At 66.5% G+C, this 12,413-nt stretch carries 10 protein-coding genes; 5 read left to right on the forward strand and 5 right to left on the reverse strand.

The genetic code is table 11. The features are described 5' to 3' along the window. The first annotated feature begins 48 nt into the window (after positions 1-48). The 4 genes from E4487_RS09255 (at position 49) to E4487_RS09270 (ending at position 5,895) form a co-directional block, all read left to right on the forward strand. Positions 49-864 (forward strand): rhodanese-like domain-containing protein, encoded by an 816-nt coding sequence (locus E4487_RS09255; RefSeq protein WP_175253192.1) that lies wholly within the window; start codon positions 49-51, stop codon positions 862-864. Between the two features lie 69 nt (positions 865-933). Then, a complete protein-coding gene (gene asd, locus E4487_RS09260; RefSeq protein WP_047590180.1) occupies positions 934-1,794 on the forward strand; it encodes an archaetidylserine decarboxylase in 861 nt (286 codons plus the stop codon). Between the two features lie 166 nt (positions 1,795-1,960). Then, on the forward strand, positions 1,961-3,763 hold the full coding sequence (locus E4487_RS09265; protein WP_134676032.1) for a molecular chaperone: 1,803 nt from the start codon (positions 1,961-1,963) through the stop codon (positions 3,761-3,763). 62 nt (positions 3,764-3,825) lie between these two features. Beyond that, entirely contained in the window at positions 3,826-5,895 is a 2,070-nt protein-coding gene (locus tag E4487_RS09270) for an EAL domain-containing protein (RefSeq protein WP_037054852.1), read from the forward strand. A gap of 60 nt (positions 5,896-5,955) precedes the next feature. Here the strand turns inward: E4487_RS09270 and serB are convergent, their stop codons facing one another. Next, positions 5,956-7,170 carry a phosphoserine phosphatase SerB gene (serB, locus tag E4487_RS09275; RefSeq protein WP_037054853.1) on the reverse strand — a complete coding sequence of 405 codons (1,215 nt, stop codon included), beginning with the start codon at positions 7,168-7,170 and terminating at the stop codon, positions 5,956-5,958. 174 nt (positions 7,171-7,344) lie between these two features. On the opposite strand from serB, the gene E4487_RS09280 reads away from it, so the two are divergent. Beyond that, on the forward strand, positions 7,345-8,883 hold the full coding sequence (locus tag E4487_RS09280) for an AhpA/YtjB family protein (RefSeq protein WP_175253193.1): 1,539 nt from the start codon (positions 7,345-7,347) through the stop codon (positions 8,881-8,883). A gap of 14 nt (positions 8,884-8,897) precedes the next feature. Here E4487_RS09280 and E4487_RS09285 read toward each other — a convergent pair whose 3' ends face one another. From E4487_RS09285 to E4487_RS09300, 4 genes are all read right to left on the reverse strand, one after another. Further along, positions 8,898-9,806 (reverse strand): metal ABC transporter ATPase, encoded by a 909-nt coding sequence (locus E4487_RS09285; protein WP_175253194.1) that lies wholly within the window; start codon positions 9,804-9,806, stop codon positions 8,898-8,900. 146 nt (positions 9,807-9,952) lie between these two features. Next, positions 9,953-10,765 (reverse strand): aldo/keto reductase, encoded by an 813-nt coding sequence (locus E4487_RS09290; protein WP_037054858.1) that lies wholly within the window; start codon positions 10,763-10,765, stop codon positions 9,953-9,955. Beyond that, a complete protein-coding gene (locus tag E4487_RS09295; RefSeq protein ID WP_175253195.1) occupies positions 10,762-11,937 on the reverse strand; it encodes an FAD-binding oxidoreductase in 1,176 nt (391 codons plus the stop codon). Before E4487_RS09295 ends, E4487_RS09290 begins: the two co-directional genes overlap by 4 nt. Positions 11,938-12,001: 64 nt before the next feature. Beyond that, positions 12,002-12,334: a multidrug efflux SMR transporter gene (locus E4487_RS09300; RefSeq protein WP_175253196.1), complete on the reverse strand. Its 333-nt coding sequence runs from the start codon at positions 12,332-12,334 to the stop codon at positions 12,002-12,004. Positions 12,335-12,413: the final 79 nt, after the last annotated feature.

Genomic DNA, 12,413 nt, shown 5'->3' on the forward strand with positions numbered 1-12,413 from the left:
CCCTCGGTTTCCGCTACAATCGACCTCTTTTCATTTAGGGACGCTGCCATGTCCGCCTTCGACAACCTGCCTCTGGTGATCGAGCCCGCTGAACTGGACGCGCGCCTGGACGCGCCCGAGCTGATCCTGCTCGACCTCAGCAGCACAGCACGCTACGCCAGTGGCCACATACCCGGCGCGCGCTGGGCCGACGCCAAGCGCACGCAGCTGGGCCAGCCGCCGGCCCCCGGCCTGCTGCCCGAACGGGCGCAACTCGAAGCGTTGTTCGCCGATATCGGCCATCGCCCGGATGCCACCTACGTGGTCTACGACGACGAAGGCGGCCCCTGGGCCGGGCGCTTCATCTGGCTGCTCGACGTGATCGGCCATGCCCGCCAGCACTTCCTCAACGGCGGCCTGCAGGCCTGGATCAGCGACGGCCGCCCCCTGAGCCAGACAACCCCCGAGGTCTCGCGTACCCAGGTGTCGCTGGCGCTGAGCGACGAACCCACAGCCACCCGCGAATACATCCAGCAGCGCCTGGACGCCGCCGACCTGGCCATCTGGGATGTACGCGGCGCGGATGAATACCGTGGCGAGAAACTCAGCTCCGCACGCGGCGGGCACATCCCGGGCGCCACGCACTTCGAATGGACCGCCGCAATGGACCCGCAGCGCGGCATGCGCATCCGCACGGATATCGGCGACGTCCTGCACGATCTCGGCATCACCCCGGACAAGGAAGTGATCACTCACTGCCAGACCCATCGCCGCTCGGGTTTCAGCTACGTGGTCGCCAAGGCGCTGGGTTATCCGCGCGTGAAGGCCTACGCTGGCTCCTGGTCCGAATGGGGCAACCTGCCCGATACACCTGTCGAACGCTGACGCCGTCGACCATCAGTTGTACCCGGCACGGGGATGCCTGCGCCGACTCAGAACCCTCAAGGAAACACGATGAAACAACGTCTCTTCATTCTCAGTCAGTACCTGCTGCCTCATCACCTGCTGTCGCGCCTGATCGGCTACGTTGCCGAATGCCGTATCGGCTGGCTGAAGAACCCGCTGATCTCGTGGTTCGCCAAGCAGTACCAGGTCGACATGAGCGAAGCGCAGGTGGAAGACCTGCGCGCCTTCGAACACTTCAACGCCTTCTTCACCCGTGCGCTGAAAGAAGGCGCCCGTCCACTGGACGAGACGGCGGGTGCGATCCTCTGCCCGGCCGACGGCGCGATCAGCCAGCTCGGCGCCATCGAGCATGGCCGCATCTTCCAGGCCAAGGGCCACAGTTTCAGCGCGGTGGAACTGCTCGGCGGCGACACCGAGCGTGCCGCGCCCTTCATGGGCGGTCAGTTCGCGACCGTCTACCTCTCGCCGAAGGACTACCACCGCGTCCATATGCCGCTGGGCGGCACGCTGAAGGAAATGGTCTACGTACCGGGGCGCCTGTTCTCGGTGAACCAGACCACGGCCGAGAACGTGCCGGAACTGTTTGCCCGCAACGAACGCGTGGTCTGCCTGTTCGACACCGAGCGCGGCCCGATGGCCGTGGTGCTGGTCGGCGCGATGATCGTCGCCAGCGTCGAGACTGTCTGGGCCGGCCTGGTCACCCCGCCCAAGCGCGAGCTGAAGAGCACCCGCTACGATGCCGAATCCCGCGGCCCGATCGAACTGGCCAAGGGCGCGGAAATGGGCCGTTTCAAGCTGGGTTCCACCGCCATCGTGCTGTTCGGCCCGGAGCAGATGAAATGGGCCGAAGAGCTGAGCGCCGGCAGCGCAGTGCGCATGGGACAGGCGCTGGGCCATGCCCTGGACTGAAATCCGCACGAACTGAACCCGCATGTCGACCCTTGGGTCATAAATCCGTAGGCTGCCGAGGCAGACCGTCCTTGAGGACGGCTGCCAGCGCAGCCAGATGCTGCTAGAGTTCGAAAGACTATTACTAGAGCCGCTTGTCATCGTGTGGCCGGAGTATCCGAGTTCGATGGATAGACAGAGTCCCCACCTTCAGTTGTTGCGCGTCCCCACACCGAGCAAGCAAAGCCTCAGCTTCTGCGACGGCACTCCTCGCGACCTCAAGCGCTGGATTGCCGCACTGCCCAAGGCGAACATCGGTGAGACCGCGCGCCAGCTGTATCAGAGCCTGGTGGAACTCAATCAACTGGTCACGCCATCGGACAACCGTCTGCAACTGCTGGAAATGCTGCGCCCGGAAGTGAGCTTCGTGTGCCAGCACCTGGAGCGCCACTTCCTCAACCAGGCCATCGTCCTCGACGAACGTCCGCGCAAGGTCGCCAACCTCTGCCAGGCCCTGCAGAACCACCTCGCCGTCGGCTACAAGCTGATCATTTCCCGCGTCCTCGAGCGCACCGGCAAGGACCGCGACCAGCTGCTCGCGGTCGCCTTGCAACGTGCCAGCCACAGCCTGTGCAGCCCGTTGATTCGCGCCAGCCAGCTGTACTGCCCGGTGCCGGAAGGACTCTGGCTGGAGTTGCACCAGCTCTACCAGATCGCCGTCGAACAGCGCCTGCAGCGCCAGGTCATCCGCGATCCGCTGGCCCGTCACACCCAGGGTCTGAGCACCGAGCAGACCTACGTGACCGCGCTGCTGCTCGGCTGCGCACGCACCAACCAGATGCGCCAGAACGGCATCGCCCGCCTGGCCGAAGCGCTGGAACCCTGGAGCGCCCTGGTCAAGCTGCAGGCGGGTGATCACCCTGACAGCCTGTTCGTCCTCGCCCCACAGGTCGACGGACCGCCGCGTTACAAGTCCCTGTACCAGAGCGGTGAACTGCACAACCTGCTGGGCATCGACACGCAGCCGCTGGTCGATGCGATCAAGGATCATCTGGAACTGCCGGAAGAGGAGCGCGGCCAGTCGCGCCTGGCGATTCCCGACGGCATCAGCCTGGACCTGCTGCAGCATGTCGCGGCCGCCTGGGGAGACATCGCCGAACGCACCTTCCAGCGCACACCGGGCCAGGGCAATCTGACCCTGTGCATCGGCATGACGGCGCTGCACTTCTTCCTCGCTGGCCGCCGCTCCTTCGCCGACGTGCTCAAGCGCCCGGTCGAACTCGGCGCCGCAGTGTTCAAGCCGACCACCGGCGAACCGGACGTCTGGTCCAACGCATTCGACGCGCAGCGCAACGCGGTGGACGACATCCACTTCGAGGAAATCCAGTACACCAAGGTCACGCCCGGCGAGCAGGCACAGCCCGAGAACAGCGGCGAGACCTACCCGACCTACCCGCTGGCCATCGTCAACCACAGTCCGGGCGGCTATTGCCTGTCCTGGCCCAAGGACGTGCCCAGCCAGCTGCAGGCCGGCGAGCTGCTGGGCGTGCAGGACAGCCCGAGCCAGGGCTGGAGCGTGGCGATCGTGCGCTGGATTCGCCAGGTCCGCGGGGGCGGCACGCAGATGGGCATCGAGCTGATCGCCCCGCATGCCCGACCTTGTGGCCTGCAACTGCTGCGCAAGGCCGAGCAGAACAGCCAGTACCTGCGTGCGCTGCTGCTGCCGGAAATCAGTGCCATCTCGCGCCCGGCCAGCCTGATCACGCCGCGCCTGCCCTTCCAGGAAGGCAGCAAGGTGCTGATCAACGATCATGGCGAGGAGCATCGTGCGGTGCTGACGCGCAAACAGGTCAGCACCGGCAGTTTCAGCCAGTTCGAATATCGCCGTGTCGGTGAGGAAGAGGGCGCGGCCGGGACGCCGGTCACAGCCTCGCAAAGCCAGAAGCCTGCTGGGGAGGAAGATTTTGACTCGCTCTGGAAGTCGCTGTAGGCTCCGACCCACTCACCATTTGTCGCCTTTTCGCGCCCGTTCGGCGCGGTATTGACCCTTCTATGGCCATCGAAAAAAAAACCATCCGCCTGCTGATTCTCGAGGATTCGCAGAACGAAGCCGAGCGCCTGGTCAGTCTGTTCCGCAATGCCGGACACGCGACGCGTGTCCATCGCCTGACCTCCAGCGAAGACCTCGCTGAAGCCCTGCAGCACACCTGGGACCTGCTCATCTGTGCACCGAGCAGCGAACGCCTCGACCCGAGCGAGGCGATTGGCGCCATCCGCCGCCAGGCCAAGGACATCCCCGTGGTGCAACTGGTCGACGGCAACGACTCCGAGACCATCACCGAGGCCCTGCTGTTCGGCGCTCAGGATGCCTTGCCGCAAGGCGAGGATGAACGCCTCGTCCTGGTGGCCAAGCGCGAGCTGGCCAACCTCGAGGAACGCCGCGCCCGTCGCGCCGCCGAAGTAGCCTTGCGTGAAGCAGAGAAGCGCTGCCAGCTGCTGCTGGAGAGTTCGGTAGACGCCATTACCTACGTGCACGACGGCATGCACATCTATGCCAACCGCGCCTACCTGGAGCTGTTCCGCTACGAAGATGGCGACGAGCTCGAAGGCATGCCGATGATCGACCTGATCGCCAGTGCCGATCAGAGTGCCTTCAAGGACTTCCTGAAGAACTACCAGAGCGCCGAGGGCGACGCCGAGCTGAGCTGCCAGGGCATGCGTGCGGATGGCAGCGGTTTCGCCGCCCAGATGAGCTTCTCGCCGGCCACCTACGACGGCGAGCCGTGCATCCAGGTGGTCATCCGCGCGGAAACCTCGAATGCCGAACTGGAAGAAAAGCTGCGCGAAATCAGCAGCCAGGATCTGGTGACCGGCCTGTTCAACCGCAACCACTTCCTCGAGCTGATGGATGGCGCCGCCGAGCGTGCCGTCAGCACTGGCCAGCCGTCGACCCTCGCCTACATCCGCGTCGACCGCTACGCCGGCATGCAGGGCGAGATCGGCCTGGCCGGCATCGACCTGCTGCTGACCGACCTGGCCGGCCTGCTGCGCGCGTACTTCCCGGCGGACACCCAGCTGGCTCGCTTTGGCGACGACGTGTTCACGGCGCTGCTGCCGGGCCAGTCCCCCGAGCAATGCGAGGCCAGCCTCAGCGCCCTGCTGAAGAAGATCGAGGGGCACCTGTTCGATGTCAGCGGGCGCACCGCCCAGACCACGCTGTCGATCGGCGTCGCCGGCCTCAGCGAGAAGACCGCCAAGGCCCAGGTAGTCATCGATCGTGCCCACCGCTGCGCGGACGAGCTGGCCGATGGCAATGCCATCAAGCTGTTCAACCCGGCTGCCGAGCTGGCCGCCGCGGCCAATCGTGGCAACCTGCTGGCGATGGTGCAGCAGGCGCTGGAGAACAACAGCTTCCGCCTGCTGTTCCAGCCGATCATCAGCCTGCGCGGCGACGCCCACGAGCACTACGAAGTCCTGCTGCGCCTGCTCAACCCGCAAGGCGAGGAGGTCCCGCCGACGCAGTTCCTGACCGCTGCCAGGGATGCCGGGCTGGGTGAAAAGATCGACCGCTGGGTGATCCTCAACTCGATCAAGCTGCTTGCCGATCACCGCTCGAAAGGCCACAACACCCGCCTGTTCGTGCACCTGTCCAGCTCCAGCCTGCAGGATCAGACCCTGCTGCCCTGGCTCAGCGTGGCGCTCAAGGCCGCTCGCCTGCCGTCCGACTCGCTGGTGTTCCAGTTCAGCGAGCCTGATGCCATCGCTTACCTGAAGCAGGCCAAGGCACTGACCCACGGGCTCGCGGAGCTGCACTGCAAGGTCGCCCTGAGCCAGTTCGGCTGTGCGCTGAACCCGTTCAACACGCTCAAGCACCTGCAGGTGGACTTCGTCAAAGTCGACGGTTCCTTCTCCCAGGACCTGAACAACGCCGACAACCAGGAAGCCCTCAAGACCCTGCTCAGCAGCCTGCACGCCCAGGCCAAGCTGACCATCGTGCCCTTCGTCGAGAGCGCCAGCGTGCTGGCCACCTTGTGGCAGGCCGGGGTCAACTTCATCCAGGGTTACTACCTGCAGGGCCCGAGCCAGTCGATGGACTACGACTTCTCGGCCGGCGACGAGTAACGCCGCAGACACGAAAAAGCCGCCTCATGGGCGGCTTTTTCGTTGGGCCCGGAAAGCCGCTCAGTCCTGCCCCTCGCGGTCACGGAAGCCCAGCAGGTAGAGAATGCCGTCCAGACCGAGCGTGGAGATCGCCTGCTTGGCCGACTGCTTGACCAGCGGCTTGGCCCGGAAGGCCACGCCGAGCCCGGCCAGGCCGAGCATCGGCAGGTCGTTGGCGCCATCGCCGACGGCGATGGTCTGCTCCAGCTGCAGGCCCTCCTTCTGCGCCAGCTCACGCAGCAGGTCCGCCTTGCGCTGGGCATCGACGATGGGCTCGACGGCCACACCGGTCACCTTGCCGTTCTCGATCTGCAGTTCGTTGGCGAACACGTAGTCGATGCCGAGCTTGGCTTGCAGCTGGCGGGCGAAGTAGGTGAAGCCACCGGAGAGAATCGCCGTCTTGTAGCCCAGGCGCTTGAGCTCGGCGAACAGCACTTCGGCACCTTCGGTCAGGCGCAGCGAGGCGCCGATCTCTTCCAGCACATCCTCGGACAGGCCCTGCAGCAGGCTCAGGCGTTCCTTGAAGCTGGCACGGAAATCCAGCTCGCCGCGCATCGCCCGCTCGGTGATCTCGGCGACCTGCTCACCGACCCCGGCCGCCTTGGCCAGTTCGTCGATGACCTCGGCCTCGATCAGCGTCGAGTCCATGTCGAACACCGCCAGGCGACGGTTACGACGGAACACCGAGTCGCGCTGGAAGGCGATGTCGACGTTGAGTGCCTGCGCCACGCTGAGGAACTCGGCGCGCAGCGCGACGGGGTCGGCCGGCTCGCCACGCACGGAGAATTCGATGCAGCCCTTGCCCTGCTCGGCGGGCATGTCCAGCGGCATGCGCCCGGACAGGCGATCGATGTGATCGATGTTCAACCCGTACTTGGCGGTGATCGCACTGACCCGCTGCAACTGCTCGGCGCTGACCTTACGCGTCAGCAGGGTGACGATATGGCGGGCCTTGCCCTGGCCACCGACCCACTGCCGATAGTCCTCTTCGGAAACCGGGGTGAAACGCACCTGCTGCTCAAGCTCGTAGGCGGTGAACAGCAGGTCCTTGAGCACGGCCTGGGAACGGCCGTTGTCCGGAATCTCGATGAGGATGCCGAACGACAGGGTGTCATGGATCACCGCCTGGCCGATATCGAGGATATTCACCCCGCCCTGGGCCAGTACGCCGGTGATGGCGGCGGTGAGTCCGGGGCGATCCTCGCCGGTGATGTTGATCAGGACGATCTCGCGCAAGACGCACCCTCCAAGGCAGACGATTGAGGCGGGCCAGTGGCGAATGAGCCACCGACCGACGAAAAGGCGCACATTCTACCCAGTTTCCTGCCGATCCGGGCAGCCGCGCGCTTTGCCCGCCCCAGGCCGCTCGCTATACTGCGCGGCATCTTCAGTCGACAAGAGCCGAGCTCTGTGAACCGGCCCGCGCCCGTCAAGCCCGACAATTTCTTCATCATGATCTTCCACGCGCTGCGTCAGCGGCGGGTGCCTCTGGTGCTGCGCATCGCCAGCCACAGCCTGCTGCTGGTGGCGCTGGCGATGCTCATCTATGCCTGGGTCATGGGCATGCAGTTCAAGCAGGCCATGCAGCAGCAGGCCGACGCCCTGGGCCAGAGCCTGATCACCCAGACCGCCGCCTCCGCCACCGAGCTGCTGGTGTCCAACGACATCCTCAGCCTCAACGTGCTGCTCAACAACCTGGCCAAGAACCCGCTGGTGGCCCATGCGGCCATCTACAGCGTGGACAACCGCATCCTCGCCGAGTCCGGCACTCGCCCGACCCGCAGCATGCTGGGCGAAAGCGACGGCCTGTACTCCACGCAGATCACCTTCCAGGAAGTGATCGCCGGGCAGTTGCGCATCAGCCTGGACATGCGCCAGTTCCAGCAACCGATGACCATCAGCCTGCAGAGCATGGGCATTCTCAGCCTGATCCTGCTGGCCCTGACCCTGTCGCTGAGCATGCGTCTCGGTCGGCATATCTCCACGCCGCTGCTGCAGCTGCGGCTCTGGCTGCGCGACCCGGACGATCCGGCACCAGGCGCGGGGCGCAATGACGAGATCGGTGACCTGGCGCGCCAGCTGCAGGCGCGCCTGGTACCGGAAAAGCCCGAACCCGAGCCGGAAGAGCTGGAAGAGTTGGAAGACGACGCGCTGCTCGACACCGACGACTACCCGCAGGAAAGCGACGACGTCGACTTCGAGCAGGAAGCGCAGCCGCTGGCGGAGCACGGCATCGACGCAGACGCAGCCGATGATGACGACGAAGCCCTCAAGCCCTGGCCCGATTCGATCGAACCGGAGGACCCTTTCGCCGACCTGCGTGACGAAGCGGACGACAGTGCGCCCAGCGCCCCGCCCCAGCCGCAGCGCCAGGCACAGGCCAGCGCCGTGCTGGCCATCCAGCTCGGCGCCCAGGAACAGCTGCGACGCCTGCCGCGCACACGCCTGCTGGACCTGCTGGAGCGCTACCGCGCCTGTCTGGAACAGGCCTCCGCGCTGTACCAGGGGCAACTGCACACGCTCAAGGACGGCAGCAGCCTGATGCTGTTCCACGAGCGCGAGTGCGGCGAGGACTACCTGACCCACGCCATCTGCTGCGGCGAGCTGATGCGCGCCCTCGGCCACGCCCTGCAGATCGAGGTGGCCGACAGCGGCATCACCCTGCAACTGCAGCTGGGCCTGACCCTCGGCAGCGACCTGGAAGCACTCGGCCAGGCCGAACTGCTGCTCAGCGACAGCGCCCTGGACGCCCTCGCCCTGTCACAACACAGCCGCAACCTGCTGCTGGTCGAGCAACGGGTCGCACAGGACAGCCTGGCCCGCCAGCGTGCACGCATTCGTCCGATCGCCAGCCCCGAGGGTGCGAGCTGCGTCGAACGCCTGCTCGACCCCTATCCGGCCCTGCTGGAAAGACAGCTGACGCGCATGCACGAAAGCCGGGCGCACTGACGCCCGGTATCGGCCTAGGCGCTGACCTGGGCCCGCCGCTGCGGCGTCGGCACTCCGTAGCGCTGCAGCCAGTCCTTCCAGCGCACGCGCTCGTCACGCACCAGCCAGCCGTCCTGCTCGGCGAAGCTTTCCGACAGCCACAGCCCTCGCGTGCTGACCGCCTGCAGCTCGCCCTTGCGCAGGGTGAACAGGCCGCCGCTGGGCGCCCCCTGATGCAGTGCCAGCAAGTAGATATCCGGGCGCCGACGCTCCAGGCGGGCGACCAGGCGCCCATCCTCCAGGCACTCATCGACATGGAACAGGCTCAGCTGCCGGGCGTCGCGCGGCAGCTCCAGGCTCATGTCATAGACCAGTTGCAGGGACGCGGTGGGCAGATGCACATAGGCACGCGGGCGCTCCAGCAAGGTCAGGTTGCCGCACTGCACCGGCCGCGCCGCCCCTGACAGCGGGCTGAGGCGAAAGTGGCTGGCCTCGCGGTAGCGCAGGGCGCCCTGATAGGGTGTCGGCAGCCAGGTATCGGCAAAGCGCCCGGCCAGCCAGCCCTCGGCACTTTCCAGCAGACACTCCTCGGCAACTTCCTGGATGGCGGTAAGCAGCGGCAGGTTCAGTTCGTGCGCGGGTACGTAGCCGGAGATCAGCTTGAGCACGGTATCGCCACGATCCGGGCGACGCTGGCGCACCAGCAACCAGTAGTCGCGCCCATGCAGGCGCAGGGTCAGGCGCACCGACACGCCGAGATTGGCCAGCTCCACGGCGAAGCGCGAGCTGTCGGCCACCTCGACCGGGCGGCGGCGTTCCAGCATCTGCTGGAAGTTCAGGGGCACGCCCAGGCTCTGATAACGCAGGCCATCGGCCGTGGCCTCGACGAACAATGGCAGCGTCTTGAAGTTACTCGGGTCCTTGCGGATCAGCGTACGCGACATCTCGACTCCTTGTTCCGGCTTGGCGCGGATGCGACCGGGCAGCCGCCCTCCACACGAGGATCAGGGTGAAACGAAACCGCTCAAGGCTGCCCCAAGGCCGGCGCCGAACACAAGCCCGGCCTGTAAGAGGACGTGACCGCAGCCGCTCAGCGCAGGCCCTGCAACACGGCGGCGACGGTGGCCACGTTGGCGGCCAGGTGCGCCGGCGTGATGGTGCCGACGATGGCGCTGCCGACGCCCGGGTGCGCGAAGATCAGCTCGAAACTGGCGCGCACCGGATCGACCCCCTCGGCCAGGCAGGCATGCCCGCTGGCCAGCGCCTTCTTGATCAGAATGCCCTTGGCGTGAGTGGCAGCGTAGTCCAGCACCGGCTTTTCGCCCTGCTCGCTCAGGTTGTAGGTGACCATGGCGCAGTCACCCTCTTCCAGCGCCAGCAGGCCCCCCTCGACGGTCTTGCCGGAAATCCCGTAGCCGAGGATCTTGCCCTCGCGCTTGAGCGCCGCCAGCGTGTCGTACACCCCGGTGTCACGCAGTACCGCCAGGTCGTTACCATCGGAGTGCACCAGCAGCAGGTCGATACGATCGGTCTCCAGGCGCTTGAGGCTGCGCTCCACCGAGAGGCGGGTATGCGCGGCGGAGAAGTCGAAGCGCGACTGCCCCTGCTCGAACTCTTCGCCGGTCTTGCTGACGATCACCCACTCGTCGCGCTGGCCACGCAGCAGCGGGCCGAGACGCTGCTCGCTGACGCCATAGGCCGGCGCGGTATCGATCAGGTTGATGCCCAGTTCACGCGCCTGGCGCAGCAAGGCACTCGCCTGCGCGTCATCGGGGATGGTGAAGCCGTTGGGGTACTTCACCCCCTGGTCGCGCCCGAGCTTGACCGTGCCCAGTCCCAGCGGCGATACACGCAGGCCGGTAGAGCCCAGCGGGCGATGCAGATCGTGCAGGGTGGCGCTCATGGCAGCAGCGTCTCCCATACCGGCTGCCCCAGCGCCGGGCGCGGCAGCTCGGGCAACGACGCATGATGCGCCGGCGTCACCCCGTCGCGCTGCAGCGTCGCCAGGACCCGGTCGGCGAAGTCCGGCGCCAGCGCCAGCTTGGTCGGCCAGCCCACCAGCAGGTTCTGCTGTTCGGCGAGAAAGGCATTGTCCGGGCGCACCAGCCCCGATTGCGCGGGCTCGGCGCGGTCCACACGCAAGGTCGCCCAACGCGTCTGGCTCTGGTCCACCCAGGGCAGCAGCGCCGCCATCTCCTTCTGCGCCGCCGCGACCTGCGCGCCTTCGTCGCGCGCCACGCCGTCGGCCTCGGCCAGGTCGCCACCGAGGTACCAGACCCATTGGCCATCGGCCGCCGGATGGGTGGTGACGGTGACGCGCGGCTTCGGTCCGCCGCCGAGACAATGGGCATACAGCGGCTTCAGCGCCGGCCCCTTGGCCAGCACCATGTGCAGCGGCCGCAGTTGCTGAGCCGGCTGCTCGATACCCAGGGCCGCGAGCAATTCGGCATTGCCAGCCCCGGCACTGAGCACCACGCGCTGGGCGCGAATCTCGCGGCCATCGACGATCAGCCCGCACAGTTCATCGCCTTCACGCAGCGGCTCGACCTGCCGGCCAGCCAGCAGCCCATCGCCAGCCAGCTCGGCCAGGCGGGCGATCAGGCTGGGCACATCGAGCACCAGCTCGGCGAGCCGATAGACCTTGCCCTTGAACCTCGGGTGCTGCAGCGCCGGCGGCAACTGCTCGCCCTTGACCTGGTCGACGCGCCCGCGCACCGCCTTGCTGGCGAAGAAGCTGGTGAGGTTGCCGGCCAGGGTGCCCGGCGACCACAGGTAATGCGCGTCGGAAAGGATACGCACGCCGGACAGGTCCAGCTCGCCAGCGCCGGCCAGCGTCTCGCGCCAGCGTCGCGGCATGTCGGCGATAGCTTCGGAAGCACCGGTCAGCGCGCCGTGCAGGGCGTACTTGGCGCCACCGTGGATGATGCCCTGCGACTTCAGACTCTGCCCGCCGCCCAGGCTGCCGCACTCCACCAGAACGGTGGCGAAGCCCTGGCGACGCAGGCGTGCATTGAGCCAGAGGCCGGCGATACCACCGCCGACGATCAGGACATCGGTGCTGAGAGACTGGGACATGAACGGGCCTCGGCGAAAAACAGGCGCGCAGTATAACCCGCCTGCCCTCGCGCCCGTCGGCCGATCAGTGCCCGGTCGAGTGGGAGAACAGCTGGATCACCACCACGCCGCTGACGATCAGGCCCATGCCCAGCATGGCCGGCAGATCGGGTTTCTGCTGGTAGATGAAGGCGGCGGCGATGCTCACCAGCACGATGCCCAGGCCGGCCCAGATGGCATAGGCAATGCCCACCGGGATGGTGCGCACCACCAGCGTCAGCATCCAGAACGCGATGCCATAGCCGCCCACCACCAGCAACAGCGGCAGCGGCTTGTTGAAGCCTTCGATGGCCTTCATCGAGGTGGTGGCGAGCACTTCGGCGGCAATGGCAATGGCCAGGTAGAAGTATCCGGGCATGATGGCGACTCCTGAAAGAATGCCCGGGATTCTAAGGGCTTCGACGATGGGATAAAGTCATTACCTATCAACGTAACAG

Source organism: Pseudomonas sp. BMW13, assembly GCF_013357275.1.
Classification (GTDB): Bacteria; Pseudomonadota; Gammaproteobacteria; order Pseudomonadales; family Pseudomonadaceae; genus Aquipseudomonas; species Aquipseudomonas khazarica.

Excerpts from the sequence above, each read along its gene's own strand:
- E4487_RS09295 (WP_175253195.1), bottom strand. The coding sequence starts at position 11,937 with ATGTCCCAGTCTCTCAGCACCGATGTCCTGATCGTCGGCGGTGGTATC.
- E4487_RS09290 (WP_037054858.1), bottom strand. The coding sequence starts at position 10,765 with ATGAGCGCCACCCTGCACGATCTGCATCGCCCGCTGGGCTCTACCGGC.
- E4487_RS09285 (WP_175253194.1), bottom strand. The coding sequence starts at position 9,806 with ATGTCGCGTACGCTGATCCGCAAGGACCCGAGTAACTTCAAGACGCTG.
- E4487_RS09270 (WP_037054852.1), top strand. The coding sequence starts at position 3,826 with ATGGCCATCGAAAAAAAAACCATCCGCCTGCTGATTCTCGAGGATTCG.
- E4487_RS09255 (WP_175253192.1), top strand. The coding sequence starts at position 49 with ATGTCCGCCTTCGACAACCTGCCTCTGGTGATCGAGCCCGCTGAACTG.
- E4487_RS09300 (WP_175253196.1), bottom strand. The coding sequence starts at position 12,334 with ATGCCCGGATACTTCTACCTGGCCATTGCCATTGCCGCCGAAGTGCTC.
- asd (WP_047590180.1), top strand. The coding sequence starts at position 934 with ATGAAACAACGTCTCTTCATTCTCAGTCAGTACCTGCTGCCTCATCAC.
- E4487_RS09265 (WP_134676032.1), top strand. The coding sequence starts at position 1,961 with ATGGATAGACAGAGTCCCCACCTTCAGTTGTTGCGCGTCCCCACACCG.